This window comes from Acidithiobacillus sp. HP-11, assembly GCF_015100075.1.
Taxonomy (GTDB): Bacteria; Pseudomonadota; Gammaproteobacteria; order Acidithiobacillales; family Acidithiobacillaceae; genus Acidithiobacillus; species Acidithiobacillus thiooxidans.
Window position 1 is genome coordinate 12919 of record NZ_JACKYY010000005.1, and the last position, 20705, is coordinate 33623.

The 20705-nt window shown below is 53.0% G+C and carries 23 protein-coding genes; all 23 read right to left on the bottom strand.

All coding sequences use genetic code 11. The features are described from left to right. Positions 1–12: 12 nt before the first annotated feature. Positions 13–1191, bottom strand: coding sequence for a 1-deoxy-D-xylulose-5-phosphate reductoisomerase (ispC, locus tag H7F08_RS02615; protein ID WP_075322842.1), 1179 nt, complete (start codon positions 1189–1191; stop codon positions 13–15). Continuing rightward, positions 1188–2006, bottom strand: a complete 819-nt coding sequence (locus H7F08_RS02620) for a phosphatidate cytidylyltransferase (protein ID WP_010638795.1) — start codon at positions 2004–2006, stop codon at positions 1188–1190. Before H7F08_RS02620 ends, ispC begins: the two co-directional genes overlap by 4 nt. Further along, positions 1988–2752 carry a polyprenyl diphosphate synthase gene (gene uppS / locus H7F08_RS02625; protein WP_010638793.1) on the bottom strand — a complete coding sequence of 255 codons (765 nt, stop codon included), beginning with the start codon at positions 2750–2752 and terminating at the stop codon, positions 1988–1990. The genes H7F08_RS02620 and uppS overlap by 19 nt, the downstream gene beginning before the upstream one ends. A 5-nt stretch (positions 2753–2757) precedes the next feature. Beyond that, the gene (gene frr / locus H7F08_RS02630) at positions 2758–3318 is read right to left on the bottom strand and encodes a ribosome recycling factor (RefSeq protein ID WP_010638790.1); all 561 of its coding nucleotides are present in this window, start codon (positions 3316–3318) and stop codon (positions 2758–2760) included. Next, positions 3315–4040 (bottom strand): UMP kinase, encoded by a 726-nt coding sequence (gene pyrH / locus H7F08_RS02635; RefSeq protein ID WP_010638788.1) that lies wholly within the window; start codon positions 4038–4040, stop codon positions 3315–3317. The genes frr and pyrH overlap by 4 nt, the downstream gene beginning before the upstream one ends. After that, positions 4041–4919 carry a translation elongation factor Ts gene (tsf, locus tag H7F08_RS02640; protein ID WP_024893496.1) on the bottom strand — a complete coding sequence of 293 codons (879 nt, stop codon included), beginning with the start codon at positions 4917–4919 and terminating at the stop codon, positions 4041–4043. A 29-nt stretch (positions 4920–4948) separates the two neighbouring features. Then, complete coding sequence (gene rpsB / locus H7F08_RS02645; protein WP_010638784.1) at positions 4949–5701, bottom strand: 30S ribosomal protein S2; 753 nt, start codon at positions 5699–5701, stop codon at positions 4949–4951. A gap of 191 nt (positions 5702–5892) precedes the next feature. Further along, positions 5893–6492: a DedA family protein gene (locus H7F08_RS02650; protein WP_010638782.1), complete on the bottom strand. Its 600-nt coding sequence runs from the start codon at positions 6490–6492 to the stop codon at positions 5893–5895. Positions 6493–6525: 33 nt separating this feature from the next. Next, positions 6526–8037 (bottom strand): Ppx/GppA phosphatase family protein, encoded by a 1512-nt coding sequence (locus H7F08_RS02655; protein WP_193639767.1) that lies wholly within the window; start codon positions 8035–8037, stop codon positions 6526–6528. Between the two features lie 2 nt (positions 8038–8039). Continuing rightward, complete coding sequence (gene phoU, locus H7F08_RS02660) at positions 8040–8753, bottom strand: phosphate signaling complex protein PhoU (protein WP_010638778.1); 714 nt, start codon at positions 8751–8753, stop codon at positions 8040–8042. Positions 8754–8765: 12 nt separating this feature from the next. Further along, positions 8766–9533 carry a phosphate ABC transporter ATP-binding protein PstB gene (gene pstB / locus H7F08_RS02665; RefSeq protein ID WP_024893499.1) on the bottom strand — a complete coding sequence of 256 codons (768 nt, stop codon included), beginning with the start codon at positions 9531–9533 and terminating at the stop codon, positions 8766–8768. A gap of 256 nt (positions 9534–9789) precedes the next feature. Further along, positions 9790–11118, bottom strand: a complete 1329-nt coding sequence (phoR, locus tag H7F08_RS02670) for a phosphate regulon sensor histidine kinase PhoR (RefSeq protein ID WP_193639768.1) — start codon at positions 11116–11118, stop codon at positions 9790–9792. Between the two features lie 43 nt (positions 11119–11161). Continuing rightward, entirely contained in the window at positions 11162–11878 is a 717-nt protein-coding gene (phoB, locus tag H7F08_RS02675; protein WP_010638767.1) for a phosphate regulon transcriptional regulator PhoB, read from the bottom strand. A 113-nt stretch (positions 11879–11991) separates the two neighbouring features. Then, positions 11992–13254 carry a DEAD/DEAH box helicase gene (locus H7F08_RS02680; RefSeq protein WP_193639769.1) on the bottom strand — a complete coding sequence of 421 codons (1263 nt, stop codon included), beginning with the start codon at positions 13252–13254 and terminating at the stop codon, positions 11992–11994. A 160-nt stretch (positions 13255–13414) separates the two neighbouring features. Then, positions 13415–14431: a potassium channel beta subunit family protein gene (locus H7F08_RS02685; protein ID WP_226831243.1), complete on the bottom strand. Its 1017-nt coding sequence runs from the start codon at positions 14429–14431 to the stop codon at positions 13415–13417. A 20-nt stretch (positions 14432–14451) separates the two neighbouring features. After that, complete coding sequence (gene mnmA / locus H7F08_RS02690) at positions 14452–15516, bottom strand: tRNA 2-thiouridine(34) synthase MnmA (RefSeq protein WP_193639770.1); 1065 nt, start codon at positions 15514–15516, stop codon at positions 14452–14454. A 12-nt stretch (positions 15517–15528) separates the two neighbouring features. After that, a complete protein-coding gene (gene iscX / locus H7F08_RS02695) occupies positions 15529–15723 on the bottom strand; it encodes a Fe-S cluster assembly protein IscX (RefSeq protein ID WP_010638760.1) in 195 nt (64 codons plus the stop codon). Then, positions 15723–16061: an ISC system 2Fe-2S type ferredoxin gene (fdx, locus tag H7F08_RS02700; RefSeq protein WP_010638758.1), complete on the bottom strand. Its 339-nt coding sequence runs from the start codon at positions 16059–16061 to the stop codon at positions 15723–15725. Before fdx ends, iscX begins: the two co-directional genes overlap by 1 nt. Beyond that, positions 16062–17927, bottom strand: a complete 1866-nt coding sequence (hscA, locus tag H7F08_RS02705; protein ID WP_193639771.1) for a Fe-S protein assembly chaperone HscA — start codon at positions 17925–17927, stop codon at positions 16062–16064. A gap of 105 nt (positions 17928–18032) precedes the next feature. Further along, positions 18033–18650, bottom strand: coding sequence for a Fe-S protein assembly co-chaperone HscB (gene hscB / locus H7F08_RS02710; RefSeq protein ID WP_193639772.1), 618 nt, complete (start codon positions 18648–18650; stop codon positions 18033–18035). Then, positions 18650–18973, bottom strand: a complete 324-nt coding sequence (gene iscA, locus H7F08_RS02715) for an iron-sulfur cluster assembly protein IscA (RefSeq protein ID WP_010638753.1) — start codon at positions 18971–18973, stop codon at positions 18650–18652. Before iscA ends, hscB begins: the two co-directional genes overlap by 1 nt. A gap of 10 nt (positions 18974–18983) precedes the next feature. Next, positions 18984–19412 (bottom strand): Fe-S cluster assembly scaffold IscU, encoded by a 429-nt coding sequence (gene iscU, locus H7F08_RS02720; protein ID WP_193639773.1) that lies wholly within the window; start codon positions 19410–19412, stop codon positions 18984–18986. 24 nt (positions 19413–19436) lie between these two features. Then, on the bottom strand, positions 19437–20702 hold the full coding sequence (locus H7F08_RS02725) for an IscS subfamily cysteine desulfurase (RefSeq protein WP_226831241.1): 1266 nt from the start codon (positions 20700–20702) through the stop codon (positions 19437–19439). Positions 20703–20705 lie beyond the last annotated feature (3 nt).

Genomic DNA, 20705 nt, shown 5'->3' on the forward strand with positions numbered 1-20705 from the left:
AGTAGCCCGAAATCAGGCCAAAGCAGATTCAGCGTAACGGCGCAGATGCTTGCCAGCTATCACTCTGGCCTGCTGATCAATCGCCAGAACGGCTTCCAGTTCATCCGGTGCGGCAGGTTGCAAATCGGCCAGGGTACTTTCCACAACAGCAGCAATCCGGGCAAAAGGTAAAGCCTCGTCCAGAAAAGCCTGAACAGCTACTTCATTGGCAGCATTGAGGACAGTAGCTGCAGCACCACCCGCTTTAAGGGCAGAAAAAGCCAAAGCCAGACAAGGGAAGCGTTGCAGGTCAGGGGCTTCAAATTGCAAATCTGCGGTCTTGGCCAGATCCAGTGAGGACACCCCACTTTCGATGCGCTCCGGGTAAGCCAGGGCATGAGCAATGGGCGTACGCATGTCCGGATTGCCCAGCTGGGCCAACACCGACCCGTCTACGTACTCTACCATGGAATGGATAATACTTTGGGGGTGGATGAGTACATCAATTTGTTCTGCCGGAAGATTAAACAACCAATGGGCTTCAATCACTTCGAGCCCCTTGTTCATCATCGTCGCCGAATCTACAGAAATTTTCCGGCCCATCACCCAGTTAGGGTGCGCACAGGCCTGATCTGGAGTCACTCCCGCGAGACGCTCCAAAGGCCAGGTCCGGAAAGGACCGCCAGAAGCCGTCAAGAGGATGCGGCGCACCCCTCGGCCATCGGCAAAGCACTGGAAAACGGCATTATGCTCACTATCAATAGGCAGCAGGGTCACCTGACACGCCCGCACCCGGTCCATAAACAGCTTGCCCGCCATCACCAGACATTCCTTGTTGGCCAGATATACCTTTTTGCCGGCTTCCACCGCAGCCAGAGTAGGCAAAAGACCAGCTGCTCCGACTATTGCGGCCATTACCTCGTCAACACCGTCCATACGGGCAACGGCTGCCAATGCCTCGGGACCACTTTCCACATTTATTTGTTTTAGACCGGCATCACGTAACAGCACCCGGAGTTCTTGCGCTGCTTCGGGTGCTGCCATGACGATCTGCTCAGGTTGATGGATTTTGCAGAGTGCCAGCATCTCCGCAACACGATGATTACCCGTTAAGGCCACCACCCGGAATACATCGGAATGGCGTGAAAGCACGTCCAGGGTGCTTTTCCCAATGGAGCCCGTGGCTCCGAGTATGCAGATGCCTCTTGTCATTTCCACCAACCCAGATAGTAAATCCCGGCTACAAAAACCGGGATACCCGCGCTGATACTGTCCAGACGGTCAAGCAAACCACCGTGCCCCGGCAGTAATTGACCGCTATCCTTACGATCTGCGCGGCGTTTGAGATAACTTTCTGCCAGGTCACCAATGACTGCAAATATTGCTGTCACCACTCCCAGCAAAGCCCCTGAGCATAATACGAGAGGGTGAGCCCCCAGCCAGATCCATGCACCCAGTGTGCCCACAATGGCGCTGGCAAGCAAGCCACCCAGGAGGCCTTCCCAGGTTTTGCCCGGACTGACCCGTGGGATCAGCCGCCGCCGGCCCCATAGTTTCCCAAAAGTCATGGCACCTACATCTCCTGCGCTGATTATCAAAATCACCCACAAAAGTTGATGGGGGGACTGACGCTGAAGTTGCAAGGCAAACCAGAAAGCTGGCAAAAAAGCTGGCAAAAGCATAAAACCCGTAAACGGACGCTGCCAAATTGAAGCTCTATCTAGCATGCTGGGTGACACAGCAAGCATCAGCACCGCCCATAATAACCATGCGGCTACCGAAATATCTGCCAACATGGGGCCGATCAGATTATTCAACCAGAGCGGCAACAGCAAAAGAACCGCCAGTACCAGCCCCAGCAGTAAGGCAAATGGCCTGGAGAACAGGCTGAGACGACCCCATTCCTGTCCGGCAAACAGGGCGAGCAGCATTAAAAAAACCAGAAAAACCGGAGAGGAAGCCTGAAAAATCAGGACAAAAACCAGCAGCAACAAAAAGGCGGCGGTGATCAGTCGCTGACGGAGCAATCGCCCTCCAGAACCTGATCACCAGTACGTCCAAAACGTCTTTGCCGATGTGCAAAAGAATGTAGTGCATGTTCCAGGGAAGCGCGATCGAAATCCGGCCAGAGCGTATCAGTAAAATAGAATTCTGTGTACGCCAGTTGCCAGATCAGAAAATTACTGATGCGTTCTTCCCCACCCGTACGAATCAACAAATCCGGCTCGGGGCCATCGGCAAGACTTAAATGCCGGGCAATATCCTGCTCGTCAAGTTCTTGCAGATTCAAATCTGCAGACTGAAGCGCAGCAATTGCCGCGCGTGTAGCCTGGGCAATATCCCAACGTCCACCGTAATTCACTGCGAGGTTGAGTTGCAAACGGGTATTATTTTGGGTGAGACTTTCTGCTTCTTCAATGAGCTGAAGAATATCCCGCTCCAACGCGCTGCGATCACCGATAATTCGTAAACGCACCCCGTTTTCATGCAACTTGCGGGCTTCCCGCTTCAGGAGCAAGCGGAACAGATTCATGAGCAGACGCACCTCCAAAGGAGGCCGCCGCCAATTTTCAGTGCTAAACGCAAAGAGAGTAAGATGGGGAATATTCAAGTCTACACACGACTGAACCATCTCCCGGACGACTTCCGCTCCTCGTCGATGACCGGCTACACGGGGTAAATGTTGCCGATACGCCCAGCGGCCATTGCCATCCATAATGACTGCGACATGCTGCGGAAGCGAACGCGCTCCTGATCCAGATGCTGCCATCATCCTGCTCAGACCTCCATGAGGTCAGCTTCTTTGGCCTCCACCACGGCATCGACTTCATCCACAAAGCGATCAGTCAGCTTCTGAAAAGCCTCTTCTGCCTGACGTTCTTCGTCTTCGGAAATGACTTTTTGCTTATGGAGGTCCTTGACCTGAGAAATACTGTCACGACGGATATTACGAATGGCTACTCGGGCACCTTCGCCTTCCTGTCTGACCACTTTCACCATTTCCTTGCGCCGCTCTTCTGAAAGTGCCGGCAGAGGTACACGAATATTGTCCGAACCAGCCACCGGATTAAGTCCCAGCCCGGCATCGCGAATGGCTTTATCAATTTTTGGGATCAGATTTTTTTCCCAGGGTGTCACCACCAAAGAGCGGGCATCGGCTACGGAAACCGAGGCCACCTGGGCCAATGGAGTGGGAGCATTGTAATAATCAATCATCACATGATCCAGCAAGCCAGCACTGGCGCGACCGGTACGCAGACGCGTCAACTCCCCCTTAAGGGATTCGATGCTTTTTTTCATCCGGGTTTCGGCGTCTTTTTTGATTTCCTGAATACTCATGGAACCTCTCTACGCACCGAGGTGCCTTCTTCTTCACCCAGCATTACCCGCATCAATGCGCCGGATTTGTTGATGGAAAAAACGATGATGGGCATGTCATTATCACGACAGAGGGTAATTGCTGTCGCATCCATCACCTGAAGATTCTGCTCCAGAACCTGATTGTAAGACAGTTCACGGTAACGCATAGCCTCGGGGTGAGTGACTGGATCATCCGTATATACGCCATCCACCTTGGTTCCTTTCAGAACCAGCTCGGCATTGATTTCTACAGCCCGCAAACTGGCGGCTGTATCCGTGGTAAAAAAAGGATTACCTGTGCCAGCACCAAAAATCACTACCCGACCTTTTTCCAGATGACGAATGGCACGCCTACGGATATAGGGTTCAGCGACCTGCTCTATATGCAGGGCAGAAAGTACCCGCGTCGGCAGGCCTAAATGCTCCAGGGCATCCTGAACCGCAAGAGCATTCATTACTGTCGCCAGCATTCCCATATAATCAGCAGTAGCACGGTCCATACCCTCGGCTGCCTTGGCCATCCCCCGGAAAATATTGCCACCACCAATGACAATGGCGACCTGCACACCAGACGAGACCACATCCTTGATTTCACGAGCCATACGGCGTACGACCTCGCGGTCGACGCCATACTGCCCATCCCCCATCAATGCCTCCCCACTGAGTTTCAGGAGAACACGTGAGTACCGGGGAGCGGTCATTCAGGACCCCCGGACTTGCGCCATTACTTCGCTGGCGAAGTCTGCCGTGGGTGCTTTTTCGATACCTTCACCCACCTCAAAACGGATGAATTCGACGACTTCCACTCCCGAAAAACCCTTGACCAACTGCCCTACGCTTTTATCCGGATCTTTCACAAAAGGCTGCCCGGTCAGCGCAATTTCGTTGACCAGCTTGTTAAGCCGGCCGGATATCATTTTTTCGACGATATCAGCAGGCTTTCCACTATCAGCGGCCTGTGCGACCAGAATATCCTTTTCCCGGGCCAGACGTTCTGCAGAGACCTGATCAGGACGAACCACTTCCGGCCGGGCTGCAGCCACATGCATGGCCACATCCTTACCGAGTTCTTCTGTAGCCGCCTGACCTTCCAGCGCCACTATCACCCCGATGCGGCTGCCATGTATATAGGCTCCAACCACGCCTTCCTTAACCTGCAAGTGCTGCAAACGCCGCAAACTGATGTTTTCACCCAGCTTGCTGACCAGGGTCTTGCGCCGCTCTTCAATGGACGCATCCGCCACCAGCGCCTCTATTTGTTTCAGACCCTGTTGCAGAGCCTGCCCGGCACAATCCTTGGCCAAGGCCAGAAAATCCTCATTCTTGGCCACAAAATCGGTCTCGCAGTTCACTTCCAGCACCACGCCCTGCTTCTGGTCTGCACTCAGCGCAGTAACAATGACGCCCTCCGCCGCTACCCGGCTGGCCTTCTTGTCGGCCTTGGCCAGACCACGGGTGCGCAGCAGATCAATGGCCGCTTCCATATCTCCGTCCGCTTCCGTCAGAACGGTTTTGCATTCCATCATGCCAGCGCCGGTGCGCTCACGCAGTTCTTTAACCTGTTGTGCACTGATAGCCATGTAAACTCCTTGGTTATGTGGTGAATGCGTTAATCGGCGTCAATTTCAATGGTTTCTTCGTCCACTTCGACGAATTCATCCAGCAAATCCGCTGCACCACCCTGCCGACCGGCCAAAATGGCATCGGCCACCAGCGAAGCATAAAGTCGGATAGCACGGGTAGCATCGTCATTACCCGGAATAGGATAATCAATCAGCAATGGATCACAATTACTATCGACCACACCAATAACCGGAATGCCCAACTTGCGCGCTTCCAGCACCGCAATATTTTCATGACCCACATCAATCACAAAAATAGCATCGGGCAGACCATTCATTTCCTTGATGCCACCAAGACTGCGCTCCAGTTTGTCACGCTCACGCGACAGAGTCAGACCTTCTTTTTTGGTCAGCTTTTCGAGAGTGCCATCGGCTGTCATCTGGTCCAACTCGTCCAGACGACGAATAGACTGACGAATGGTTTTAAAGTTGGTCAGGGTCCCACCAAGCCAGCGTTGATTGACAAAAAAAGCGCCACAACGACGGGCTTCCTGCTCTACAGCTTCACGCGCCTGGCGTTTGGTTCCCACAAAAAGAACCCGACCGTGTTTGCGCGACACCTGCTCAATAAAAGCCAGCGCGCTACGCAGCATGGGTAAAGTATGTTCAAGATTGATAATGTGAATGCGGTTGCGCTCACCAAACAGGTAAGGGGCCATTTTGGGATGCCAGTAACGGGCTTGATGACCAAAGTGCACGCCGGCTTCCAGCAGGGCACGCATGCTTACATTGCTGCTCATAGAGATTTCTCCAGTTTTCATAGGGTTAAGATCCACCACGCGGCCGAGAATTCCATCCTTGCGGACACCCGGAAATCCTCTCAGGCTACGTGTGCGTATTAGGGCAAAGCCCAGCGCGTTTTACCACAGGTTACCCCACTAGAGCAAGACTGGAACGCGCACTGGGGCCAGGTCGGCTGCAAGCAGTCGTGCTAAGTACCGGTTTTGGATTTATTCCCACGATGCCAAAACCAGTAAAGCAAAGCACCCACAAACAGCAGCAGCAACAAAATGATTTGCACTTGACGTACACCATTCAGCAGGCCTTGCAATGAAGCCCCGAGAACATAACCGATACCGGCGATGACGCCGGCCCAGACAGCAGCAGCCAGTGGATTCATGACTAGATAGCGCCGGGGTGGATAATGATGCACACCCAGGAGTATCGGGGTAATGGTTCGGGTCCCATAAATAAAGCGAAACAGCAGCGTCACCCAATCGCCGAAGCGCCTAATCAATCCCTCTGCCTGAGCAACATGGCGCTTGAGAAAATTGGGAAGCCAGTCGAGAATCCGTTCTCCATAGCGCGAACCTACCTGATACAGAACCTGATCATTAATCGTGCTACCCAGCCAGGAAACGGCAATGACCACGGGTAAATCCAGCACGCCGGCATGGGCAAGGGCCCCGGCAACAATGACTACCGCCTCACCTTCCAGCAGGGTCCCGATAAACAGTATCCAGTACCCATACTGGCGGAGAAATTCCTTGATAACGCTCAGAGTAACCGGTTGCAGATGCAGCCAGTGCAACAACGGATTCAGAAATTCGATGGGAACGCCCTCTTACCAATGGAGATGAAAATCAGGAGCCGTATTTTCCTGTTCCTGCTCAAGATCCGCAAAAAGCAGGGGCATTTTATCCTTGTAATGATCAGGCAGTGACAGATGCAGGACTTTGTCCTCCACTTGCAAGGCGGGTGCAGTACCCGAAATTTGTGCGCCGCGATGGAAAACAATAGCAAGTCGCAGTAGCACAGCCAAACGCTGAACAGCGAGCAAATCTTCAGCCGCAATACCCAAGGTAGAATAGAACTGCAGATGCGGAAGCCGTTTGCGCTGGGTGCGCAGCAATGCTGCCACAACGCCCTGCTCCCTGCGGGAAAATCCCGCCAAATCGGCATTGCGCCAGATATATTCGCCATGCTTGTGAAAGCCGGAATGGGCAATATCCAGCCCAATATCATGGGTTAACGCCGCCCACTGCAGCCATTGCCGATGAGCACCATGCAAAGACCAGTTGGCCATCGCTGCCGTAAAAAACTGATCCGCCCAGGCTGCCACCCCACGATTGCGCCTGGTTTGACTGTGAAAGCGTTCCTGGAGACTGTGAATACTGAGTTCGCGGGTATCTTCCTGGTGAATCCGGCCGAGCAGGTCATAAATGGCACCTTCCCGCAACGCCCCCTCTGAAAAACGCATTTCCTGAATATTCAAGGCTTCGAACAAGGCGTAAAGAATCATGAATCCACCCGCAAATACAGCGGCACGATCCGACTTCAAACCTTTCAGACGGGACAAGGCCCGCACCGATCCCAACTGCAGGATTTGCTCCCGCAACCAGTACATCCCGTTGCGGGTAATACGACTACCCTGACCATTCTCGACCAGAATCCGGTTTATGGCTTTGACTGTCCCTGAAGAACCTACTGCCTGATCCCAGCCATGGCCGGTAAATTCATCCAGCATTGGCTCTACCGCCATGCGCACTTTTTTTTCAAGCCGTTCGCAGGACTCAGTGGTGATCAGATCATCCGGGAAAAAGGCGCGGCTGGAACCTACGCATCCAAAGTGAAGGCTCTCACGATTATTCGGTACAAATCCCTGACCCACAATAAGTTCGGTACTGCCACCCCCAATATCAATCACCAGGCGGCGTTCATCCGCATCTACCGCCAGGCTGTGGGCGACCCCCAGATAGACCAGTCGCGCTTCTTCCCGACCGGCAACAATTTCCAGAGGAAAACCCAGAGTGGATTCAATAGCCTGCACAAACCCCTCGGCGGCACTCGCCTGGCGCAACGTGTTGGTACCAATAATGCGGACCCGCTCAGGACGAATACCACGAAGGCGCTGACCAAAACGTGCCAGACAATCCAGTGCACGCTTCTCGACGGCCGGATCCAGAGTGGCATCCTCGCGCAAACCTTCGGCAAGACGCACGCCTTCTCGCAGGCGGTCGAGCAAGCGAATTTCTGAACCCAGCTCTTCCGCCACTACCATATGAAAAGAATTGGAACCCAGATCCACTGCTGCCAAATAATTTTCCAATACTGCAGTGGTCACGGGTTCCGACATGATTATTTCCCCTGGAGGCTTTGCTCTACCTGATCCAGGGGAAGATGCCGGACATTTTTGCCCTTGGCAAGATAAATCACATACTCACAAATATTGCGGGCATGGTCGCCAATACGCTCTATGGCTTTAGCAATAAACAGGGCATCAATGGCTGGAGTGATGGTGCGTGGATCTTCCATCATGTAGGTAATCAGACGACGCAGGGCAGACCGGTACTCCTGATTGAGAATCTCGTCCCCCTTGGCAATGGCAATGGCCTGTTCAGCGTCTGCCCGAGCCAGGGCATCCATGGCGCGCCGCAGCATATTCAGCGCATAGTCTGCCATGACGCCCACATCACGTAAAAAGGCCGGGTTGGAATTACGCGTCCCATGCCCCATGGCCAACACCATATCCGCAATCTTGCTGGCCTTGTCACCCATGCGCTCGAGATCGGCAATACTTTTGATGAGCGTCATGACCAGACGTAAGTCCGAGGCCGCCGGCTGGCGCATTGCGAGGATATTGATACATTCCTCTTCAATCCGTACTTCATAACCATTGACTTCATGATCCCGGGCTACCACTTCGCGGGCCAGGTCATTGTCACCAGTCTGCAGCGCGCGAATGGCATTGCTGATTTGTTCTTCAACCACCCCACCCATCGCCAGAACCAGCTCATGAACTTCGTTCAAATCATCATTGAAGCGCTGGGAAATATGCTGATCTTTATCCATGTTCAGTTCTCCTTAACCATAACGACCCGTGATGTAATCTTCCGTCTGCTTCTTGGCCGGATTGGTAAACAATTGGTTGGTCTGACCAAATTCTACCATTTCACCAATATACATAAAGGCGGTGTAATCAGACACGCGCGCGGCCTGTTGCATATTGTGGGTCACAATGAGAATGGTGAACTGATTGCGCAATTCGCTGACCAGTTCCTCAATTTTCAGGGTAGCTATCGGGTCGAGAGCAGAAGTCGGTTCGTCCAGCAAAATCACTTCGGGTTTTACCGCAACGGCGCGGGCAATACACAAACGTTGCTGTTGTCCTCCGGAAAGACCCAAACCACTGGTCTTGAGTTTATCTTTGACCTCATCCCAGAGAGCGGCCTGACGCAGGGCTTCTTCCACGCGCTCATCCATTTCCACCTTGCGAAGTTTTTCATAGAGCTTGATGCCAAAGGCGATATTATCGTATATCGACATCGGGAAAGGCGTCGGCTTTTGAAACACCATGCCAATTTTGGCACGCAACATATTGACGTCCATATTGGGGGAAAGAATATTTTCGCCATCCAGCAACACCTCACCGGTAGCGCGTTGCCCGGGATAAAGTGAATACATGCGGTTAAATACCCGTAGCAAGGTCGACTTGCCACAACCCGAAGGGCCGATAAACGCGGTGACCTGTTTCTCCGGCATCTCCAGATTGATATCCTTGAGGGATTTATTGCTGCCATAGTAAAAATCCAGGTGGCGAACAGCAATTTTGGTATTATGAAGTTCCGACATTAACGCGGGCTCCTTTCTTTAATAAGAAAACGTGATCCAAGGCTCAAAACCAACACGGCTAGGGTCGCCATTAACGCACCCGCCGGGGCAAGATTTTGCCACTCATGATAAGGCCTCATGGCAAACTTAAATATTTTCGGCAGCACACTGAGCCGACGTGTCTTGTATGCATTTTTAATTTTCATATTGGTGCGCAACCTTCCGGTATGAAGCCTACAGCATAGACAACCTACAATAGCAGAGTTTTATTACCGTTTTATGACACATTTTCACCGATGACAGCACTACGCGCTAGAGACAAGGGAAACAGTGCGGTAAATACCGCTCCCTGACCAATTTCGCTATGTACTTCCAAATGTCCCTGATAGCGTTCTACTGCATGGCGAACAATGGCAAGTCCCAGACCCGTACCTCCCATCCTCCGGGATCTTCCCTTATCCACCCGATAAAAACGTTCCGTAATTCTTTGCAGATGTTCGGTAGCAATCCCATCTCCGGTATCCTGCACCGTCAGCCTGAGACCATCGGGACCACGGCCCCAGCTTATGCTGATGCTGCGCCCGGCGGGGGTGTACTTGATAGCATTTTCTAGGAGATTACGGACGATACTGGTCAAGTCTACCTGCTCCGCAAAAATACCCAGAGTCTCGTCCAGGTGCTTGTGAATTTTCAGTCTTTTTTCGGATATATTGGGCTTGAGCGTGTCCAGCACGCCCTCGATCAATGCACTGAAAATGATCGTATCACAGCGCTCTGGTTCGGCTTCGGCCGCCTCCATACGCGCCAGAGAGAGCAAATCCTCCACCAGGGATTGCATCCGCAGGGTTTGCTGCTCCATCAAATGCAACTGGCTGCCTACTTCTTCGTCTTCGGCCAGCGGACCATCCAGCAGGTTTTCCAGGAAGCCCCGCACAACAGTCAACGGACTGCGCAGCTCGTGGGAGACGTTGGCCACAAAATCCTGGCGTACCTGCTCCAGTTGGCGAATACGGGTCACATCCCGAAAAATCACCAAGGCTCCGGCATCAGCCAAAGGATAACGCACGCCCTCCAAAAACAACTGGGCATCTGATGGAGCAGCCAGTTGCAAACTTGAAGGGCCCTCACCGCTTAAAAATGCCCGCAGATTGGGGGTACGCAACCAGAAGGCCAGGGGTTTGCCAACATCATCCGGCCATTGCAGTTGCAAGAGGCGAATACCTGAAGGATTCACCCAGACCAACTGACCGCGCTCATCCATGAGCACTACCACGTCTGGCATTGCCTGGAGCGCATCGCGCAGCTGAAGAATCTGGGCACTTAACTGACGTTGTCGGGCCTCCTGGTCCCGCCGCCAGTGATAACCGTCGGCAAACGTTTCCTCCCAGAGCCCTCCAGCGAGGGGGGGAAGATGAGTATCGGGATTACGGAACCAGGCACTGAAACTTTGGGATTGTTGCCGATGCCAGGCAACCCAGATCGCCAGAATCAAGGCGATGATCACGGGAGGTAAATAAGACCAGGCACGTAAACTGTCTGCGGCCAGAAAAAGGGGTATCAGGGCCCATACGGCGAGCGGATAAAACCAGGCGCGTAAGGTTTTCACAAAAATAAAAATATATTCTTCAAAAATTTAGGCGATGCCATGTTCATACGTCACCGACCACTGCACTACATCTGTAACCTTCACCACGAACCGTCTCAATCAAGGGCGCGTGACCGTATTCGTCAAGAACCCGCCGTAAACGGCGGATATGGACATCGACCGTGCGTTCTTCGATAAAACTTTGTCGGCCCCAAATCTGATCCAGCAACATATCGCGAGAAAAAACCCGATCTGGATTGGTCACAAACAGGCGCAGCAAACGGAATTCTGTGGGTCCCAGATGCAACTGGACATCTTTGACATAAACCCGATGCGCGCGCAGGTCTACATGCAACTCACCCAGCTTCACCACACCGGCAGAATTATTACCATAACTGCGGCGCAACAAGGCATTGACGCGGGCTACCAGCTCACGTGGTGAAAAGGGCTTGGCCAGATAATCATCTGCCCCCGATTCCAGGCCATGCACCCTATCCCCTTCCTCACCCCGGGCAGTCAGAAGAATGATCGGCAGTTTTTGGGTTTCTTCACAACGCCGCAAGGCCCGACACCAGGCGAGACCATTTTCACCCGGTAGCATCCAGTCCAGAATAACAAGCTGAGGTGCCCAACTCTGTAGTGCCGGCTCAGCGGATTCCACACTGCTTTCACAACGCACCTCAAAACCCTGACGCTTCAGGGCAACCCGCAACAATTCCTGAATACCCTCTTCATCCTCAACAACCAGAATGCGTGCAGATGAAATCTTCTCTTCTTCCATGTCTGCCTTTTCTCGGATTGACGCCCCTTCACGCAGCATTGTGACTGATCAGCGGGGGGTCTGCCAAGCCAAAAACCAGACAAATAATGTCCAGCAAAAATTATAAGCGGATTTTATCGATCCCGAAACCGATTCCCGCCACCAGTCGAACGTGAAGGCGCCCGGCGCTGAGCGCCGGGAGCGGTCTGACGACGCGTATGCGGCGCATGCGGCTGGCTGGAAAAGCTTTGCTTGGGCTCGAAACCCACAATGATTTCCTTGGTAAAAGAACGTTTCAAAAGCTTTTCCACGTCCGATAACTGTTTACGTTCATCGACGCTGACCAGAGAAACCGCATGACCATTATTACCGGCGCGGCCGGTACGCCCAATACGGTGCACATAGTCCTCCGGCACATGCGGCAGTTCATAGTTCACCACATGAGGTAATTCATTGATATCAATGCCTCGTGCTGCAATGTCCGTAGCCACCAACACCCGCACCTTACCTTCCTTGAATTCAGCCAGCGCACGGGTACGGGCACCCTGGCTTTTATCACCGTGAATGGCCATGGCCTGCATGCCCCCCTGGGAGAGATGTTTCGCCAGTCGATCCGCACCATGCTTGGTACGCGTAAACACCAGCACCTGATGCCATTGCTGTTCACCAATAAGATGGGTCAGGAGTTCTCTTTTACGATCCTGATCTACCGCCAAAAAACGCTGGGAAACCGTATCGGCAGTGGCGTTACGACTGGCCACTTCGACACTGACCGGATTATTCAGGAGGCCGTCTGCCAGTGTTCTGATTTCCGGAGAAAAAGTTGCAGAAAACAACAAGTTCTGACGTTTTTTAGGCAACACTGCCAGAATCCGGCGAATATCCCGGATAAACCCCATATCCAGCATACGATCCGCTTCATCCAGGACCAGAATTTCAACATGCGACAAATCCACACTGCGTTGCTGAATATGATCCAGAAGGCGCCCTGGCGTCGCCACCAGCACATCCACACTGCGTCGCAGCTTCTGCATTTGGGGATTGATTTTGACGCCACCGATCAGAATCAGGGAGCGCAAAGACAAATTCTTTCCGTAAAGCTGCACGCTTTCTTCTACCTGGGCAGCCAGTTCCCGGGTAGGGACCAACACCAGGGCGCGCACGCTGGAAGGACCATGAAACGCAGTTTCCGACGTGGCGGCCAGTTTGTGGAGAATCGGCATGGCAAAAGCAGCCGTTTTGCCCGTTCCGGTTTGCGCACCAGCCAGCAAATCCACGCCTGACATGACCACCGGTATGGCTTGTTCCTGAATAGGTGTGGGGGTGGTATAACCGCGTTCCGCTGCAGCACGCCAAATGGGCTCGGAAAGACCGAGAGATGCAAAATCAGACGACATGGGATTTACTCCAAAAAAACACCGGCCTCGCCGCTAGGGCGTCAGTCTGGGCAGACGCTTCTCAAGGTGGGGACCAATGCAAAGGGCCATCATATAGACTGTATCATGTTGGCGAACGGACTTTATCAGAATATAAACATAAATACGAGAATAAAATGAGTTAATCGGCAAATTTCGCCGTCAAACCTTCAATCTTATCCACCGTTTCCGGATTCAGCTTCTTCAGAACATCCAACGCAGCAAGATTTTCTTGTAATTGTTCAGGACGAGATGCTCCAAGAATAACTGTACTGACTCTGGGATTATGAGCCACCCAGGCTAAAGCCAATTGTGCGACACTACAATCCAATGAGTGCGCAATTTCCTGCAATTGAGCTACAGCATGATTTTTTTGCTGATCCAGTAATTCTTCCTGTAAAAATGCCATATTTTGCATGGCACCACGACTACCATCAGGAATTCCTTCAACATATTTACCCGTCAAAAGTCCTGAGGCCAGCGGACTCCAGGTGGTCAAACCAAGACCTATGTCGTTGTACAATCTGGCATATTCCTTTTCTACACGCTGACGATGGAACAAATGGTACTGTGGCTGCTCCATCACCGGTTTATGCAAATGATGACGCTCGGCAACTTCCCAGGCAGCACGAATTTCATCAGCACTCCACTCACTGGTTCCCCAGTAAAGTGCCTTGCCCTGTTCGATAATGTTATGCATCGCCCAAACCGTTTCCTCAACAGGGGTATGAGGATCAGCGCGATGACAGAATATAAGATCCAGATAATCCAGTTTCAGACGCTGCAGACTGCCATCAATAGCCTGCATTAAATATTTCCGGTTGAGCGTATTTTGACTGTTGATCCTGGACTGTTTTCCACCAACCGGCTTCAACCCCCAAAAAAACTTACTGGAAATCACAAAATCAAGACGATTCCAGGCTAGTTCTTTCAAAGCCTTACCCATTAACAGCTCACTTTCACCGTTGGCATATACTTCTGCGTTATCGAAAAAATTGACCCCGGCATCCCAGGCCATAGCCATCATTTCGCGAACGCCTGAAGCATCTACCTGGTTATGGAAGGTGACCCAGGAGCCCAAAGAAAACAGACTAACCTGTAAACCGCTGCGGCCGAGATGACGATAAATCATCGAATTGCTTTTTGAATCTGCAGACATCTATTGACTCTCCTTATCAATCAAACACCATGGGCGCTACTGATCCAGCCACCACCAATCAGACGCTCGCCCTGATAACACACCGCCGCCTGACCGGGAGTAATGGCCCGTTGTGCTTCATGAAAGCGGATTTCGGCACGACCATCTTCCTTCAGGAGCAACAGCCCCGGCTCCGGGCGCGAGCGATACCGCAACTTGACGGTCACAGGGTGTTCATCAGAAGCAGAGAGGGGCGTCAGCCAGTTGCAGTCCTGCAAATAGGCCTGAGGCTGATACAACTCATTTTCACTACCGACTCGCACCTGATTACGAACCGGGTCCAGGGCCAGCACGTAGCGCGGCTGGCCATTGCCGCCACCCAGACCTTTGCGCTGTCCTACGGTAAAATTCAGGGTTCCGGAATGATGCCCGATGACTTGACCGCTGCTATCGACCATCTCCCCTTCCTGCTCCATATCAAGGCCGGCATAATCCGCCAGGAAACGCCGATAGTCCCCGTCCGGAACAAAGCAGATATCCTGAGAGTCCTGTTTGGCTGCCACCGGCAAACCGTGCCGCCGGGCGATGGCCCGAACCGCGTCCTTATTCATTTCACCCACCGGAAAACACAACTGTGGCAGCAGACCAGCATTCAGAGCAAACAGAAAATAGGACTGATCTTTGGCTGCGTCCTCACCCCGCAGCAAAGACATCCCGGAAGGGGTTTCCTGAAGACGGGCATAATGACCCGTACCGAGAATCGTCGCACCCAGCTTTTTCCCTTCTTCCAACAGGGCATCGAACTTGAGAAACTGATTGCAGCGGGCACAGGGATTGGGCGTTCGCCCCGCCTGATATTCTGCCACAAACACGTCCACAACCTGCTGGCGAAAAGCTTCGCGGTAATCCAGAACCTGATAAGGGATTTTGAGCCGGACACAGACTTCGGCTGCGTCTTCAATATCTTTCTCGTCGCAACAACGACTTTTCGGCCAGAGACGCATGGTAACGCCGATCAGGTCATAGCCCTGTTCCTGCATGAGAATCGCAGCTACCGCTGAATCCACACCGCCGGAAAGTGCCACCAATGCCTTGGGCGCCGCCATGTTAATCTGTCCTTAGTCCCGCTCTGCCAGCCAGGCCATCTGGATGGCTTCGAGAACCCCTTCGCTGGACTTTTCAGGATCGTCATCAAAATCTGCAAGCTCCACAATCCAGCGATGCAAATCCGTGAACCGGAGTAACTGCACATCTGCATCGGGGTGTGCTTCATCCAGTGCGAAAACAATGTCCATGGTATCGCCCCAATGCATCAGTGCCGCTCCTTTTCCAGATTGATGGTGTACTTGGGTATTTCAATGACGAGAGGGGTTTCCGCTACTTTGGCCTGACAACTCAGGCGCGAAGTGGGCTCCAGACCCCAGGCCTTGTCAAGAAGATCCTCCTCTTTTTCTTCGGCTGCTTCGAGGCTGTCAAAACCTTTACGCAAAATGACATGACAGGTCGTACAGGCACAGGACATTTCACAGGCATGTTCAATCGCTATATGGTTGCGCATGGCCGCAGCAATGATGGTTTCCCCCGGCTCCGCCTCAAACTCCGCCCCTTCGGGGCAAAGTTCAGCATTGGGTAGTACTTGTATTTTAGTCATTCACTCTCCCAGATCATCTATGGAACGGCCGGCAATAGCCCGCCGCAAGGCACTATCCATGCGTCGCTGCACCAGAGGTTCGGCTGCAGCTTCCACAGCCTCGGCGGCTTTACTGATGGCATCTGCATCACTGCCTGCCAGACACTGCTCTAAATGCTGACTGGCGGCATCCAATCGGGCTTTTTCGTCCGCTTGCAGCAAGGCAGCATCTGTCGATAAGGCACCTTGCAAGGCTTCGCGCACCCGTTCCCCTTCTACCCGTGCTTCAGAAAGACGCCGATGCGCTATGTCTTCAGCCCCATGCGCAAAAGAATCCTGGAGCATGCGGGCAATTTCTTCGTCATTGAGGCCAAAACTGGGTTTGACCAGCACCTCAGAACGCACACCTGTACTCGTTTCTTCTGCAGATACCGTTAACAGTCCATCAGCATCCACTTGAAAAGTCACGCGGATGCGGGCAGCTCCGGCTACCATTGGGGGAATCCCGCGCAAGCTGAAACGCGCCAGAGAACGACAATCCTGCACCAGGTCCCGCTCCCCCTGGAGCACATGAATACTCATAGCCGTCTGGCCGTCCTTGAAAGTCGTGAACTCCTGGGCCTTGGCAGCGGGGATAGGGGTATTCCGGGAAATAATTTTTTCCACCAGCCCGCCCATGGTCTCCAGACCCAAAGAAAGGGGCAGAACATCCATCAACAGTAAATCTTCGCGCTGATTGCCCACCAACGCATCGGCCTGAATGGCCGCACCCAAAGCCACCACCTGATCAGGATCAATATCAGTCAATACGGGCTGCTGAAAAAATTCGGCCACCAGACGACGCAGGGCCGGAACCCGGGTTGCCCCTCCTACCAGCACCACCCCATCCACATCCGCCACTTTCAGACCTGCATCACGCAGGGCGCGCCGGCAGGCTGGAAGGGTGCGCTGTAAAACAGGCTGAATGAGGGTTTCAAGCTGCTTTCGCGTCAATTGGATGACGCGGGGAGCACCCTGCCCGGAGTCCAGAGTTAGCTGAACCTGCTCCTGATCTGTTAAGGCTTCCTTGGCCTGCCGCGCCTGTTGCAGAACTTGACGACGCCAGAGTGGATCATCCAGATGGATACCACTCTCCGCCATCAACCATTCAGCGATGACATGGTCCATGTCATCGCCACCCAGGGCCGTATCGCCGGCAGTTGCCAGCACTTCAAACACTCCCGCCTGCAGGCGTAAAATGGAGATATCAAAAGTGCCGCCGCCGAGGTCATAAATGGCAAAAAGACCTTCACTTTTTTTATCCAGTCCATACGCCACTGCCGCTGCCGTTGGCTCGGCCAGCAGGCGCAAAACATTCAAGCCAGCAAGACGGGCAGCATCTTTGGTCGCCTGCCGCTGCGCCTCATCAAAATAGGCGGGCACGGTAATCACGACACCCTCGGGCTCAGACCCCAACGTTTCCTCTGCGAGATTTTTCAGAACCTTAAGAATTTCTGCAGAAACCTCAACGGGAGACTTTTCACCCGCACGCGTACGCAGGCGAATCATGCCTTCAGCGGGCACCAGATCGTAGGGTAAGTGCCCGGCCAAAAGCTGGACGTCTTCATGACCACGACCCATAAAACGCTTGACCGAAGCAATAGTGTTATGGGGATCCTGTCCCGCTGCCGCCTGTGCCGGATAACCCACAACCACCTTGTCGTCTTCGCAGTAACGCACCACCGAGGGTAACAAATATTGCCCGTCATGGTTGCGCATGACCGTCGGCAGCGCAGACATCACGGAAGCTACCAGAGAATGGGTAGTTCCCAGATCAATCCCGATAGCCAGCCGCCGCTGATGCGGATCAGCAGTCATGCCCGGTTCTGCAATTTGCATTAAAGCCATGCTATAGCACCTTGTTTATTCATGATAAAAAAGCTCTGGGTATGGTTCCTGCAAAGCAACTACGCCAGGCTTTATCTTAAAAGTTCGTGTGATGCATCCAAAAAACTACAGGTTTTGCAAGGACTCTTCGCCACGCTCAATTTCACCCAGGAGTTTGTCCAGAAACTGTAACTCACGCAGCACAGATCCAGCCTCGTCAACCTGTTCGCAGGGCAGATTTTTCAAGAGGATGTGAAGCTTATTTACCGCTTTGGATGAAGCGTCTTCCACTTCTCCACGCAATTGATCCAACCCGTTCTGGTCCCTGGCTGCAAGCAGATCTTCCAGACGCTCACGATACACCATCTGGGTCATCAGCAGTGACGGATCAGCCACCTTGACCTGTTCACCCAGGGCATCAATTCCCTGACGTTGCAACAAATAGTCCGCACGCTTCAGGGGATCACGCAGTACCGCCAGCGCTTCATTCAGCCGGGTACTCCACTCCAGGGAAAAGCGCCGGGTTGCCGCTTCTGCCCGGGCAAAGCGGTCGGGATGCAGGACTTTCTGCAACTGCAATACCTGACTCCGTAATGCCTGCAGATTCAGATCATAGCTTTCCGGCAACCCGACCACATCGAACAGGGACAACTCCGCACGAAAGGGCTGAATAGCTCCACAAGAATGACAAAGTGCGGGGGGAGCATTGAGCTCCACCCCGCACTGAATGCATACATCTGCCATCAGGTCGTGAAGCTCTCGCCGCAGCCGCAGGAGTCCTTCACATTGGGGTTGTTGAAGCGAAACCCTTCATTCAGGCCTTCACGGGTAAAATCCAGCTCCGTCCCGTCCAGATAAATAAGGCTTTTCGGATCCACGAACAGACTCACGTCGTCATGGGGAAAAACCATATCCTCGGGGTTGGGCGTATCGACAAATTCCATTACATAGGACAGCCCGGAACAACCGCTGGTTTTGACCCCGATACGGATTCCCAAGCCCTTGCCACGCTTGGCAATACTCTTGCGTACCTGCTGGACCGCGCTTTCCGATAAAGTCAAAGCCATGACCGTATCCTTAATGTGCCACCTGGGCGGCAGCCACTTCAGTTTGACTGGCCTGCCCGGCACCTTGCTTGCTGCGATAGTCTTCCACAGCCGCCTTGATGGCATCTTCCGCCAACACGGAGCAATGGATTTTGACGGGCGGCAGTTCCAGCTCTTCGGCAATATGACTGTTTTTGATCGTCATGGCCTCGTCCAGAGTTTTACCCTTGACCCACTCGGTAACCAGTGAGCTGGAGGCAATGGCCGAACCGCAACCATAGGTCTTGAACTTGGCATCTTCGATAATGCCCTGCTCGTTCACCTTGATCTGCAGACGCATGACGTCTCCACATGCGGGCGCGCCTACCATGCCGGTGCCAACCCCACTATCATCCTTGTCCATCGCCCCGACATTCCGGGGATTTTCATAATGATCAATCACTTTTTCGCTGTATGCCATGACTATTCTCCTTGCTTGAGGGCCTTAATGTGCGGCCCACTGAATACTGTTAAGATCTATGCCTTCCAGATGCATTTCCCAAAGCGGTGACAACTCCCGCAATTTGCCCACTTTGCCAGCTATCAACTCGATGGTGGCATCAATTTCTGCCTCGGTCGTAAAGCGCCCAATACCGAAACGAATGGAACTATGGGCTAATTCGTCGGATTTACCCAATGCCCGAAGCACGTAAGACGGCTCCAGACTGGCTGAAGTACAGGCTGAACCGCTGGAAACCGCAATTTCCTTCAGGGCCATGATCAAAGATTCGCCTTCGACAAAGGCAAAACTGATGTTCAGGTTATGCGGAACCCGATGTTCCATGCTGCCATTAATATAGGTTTCCTCAATACGATCCTGGATGCCTTTGAGCAGACGATCGCGCAATTTACCAATTCTTTGGGCATCAGCATCCATCAACTGAACGGCCAGTTCCGCAGCTGCTCCCATACCGACAATCTGGTGCGTGGGCAAAGTACCTGAACGCATACCCCGTTCGTGACCACCACCATGCACCTGAGCTTCCACGCGCACCCGGGGCTTACGCCGGACATATAGTGCACCGATGCCTTTAGGGCCATAAATCTTGTGTCCGGACAGGCTCATCATGTCCGCCTGAATGGCTTCTACATCTACTGGTATCTTACCCAGCGCCTGCACCGCATCCACATGAAAAAGGACCTTGTGCGTCCGCAAAATCCGGCCAATTTCTTCCATGGGCTGGATGACGCCGATTTCATTATTTACGAACAGCACCGAGGCGATGATGGTGTCCGGACGAATGGCGGCTTCGAAAGCCTTCAGATCGACCAGACCATCTTCCTGAACCTCCAGATAAGTGACCTCAAAACCTTCCCGCTCCAACTGACGGCAGGTGTCCAGAGTTGCCTTATGCTCGGTGCGCAGGGTGATAATGTGCTTGCCTTTACCGGAATAAAAATGCGCCGCACCTTTCAAGGCCAGATTAGTGGCCTCTGTTGCGCCGGAGGTCCAGACAATTTCCCGGGGATCCGCATGAAGCGCATCCGCCACCTGCTGACGGGCTTTTTCGACGGCTTTTTCTGCTGTCCAGCCATAAGCATGGGAACGGCTCGCTGCATTGCCAAAATCATGGGTCAAATAAGGCAGCATCTGTTCCAACACCTGTGGGTCTACCGGCGTAGTCGCCTGATAATCCAGATAAATGGGACGATCCGGGTTAATCAGCAAGGGTTTCTTGCTTTCCAGGTCGATAATTTGGGGTTGATTCATTTT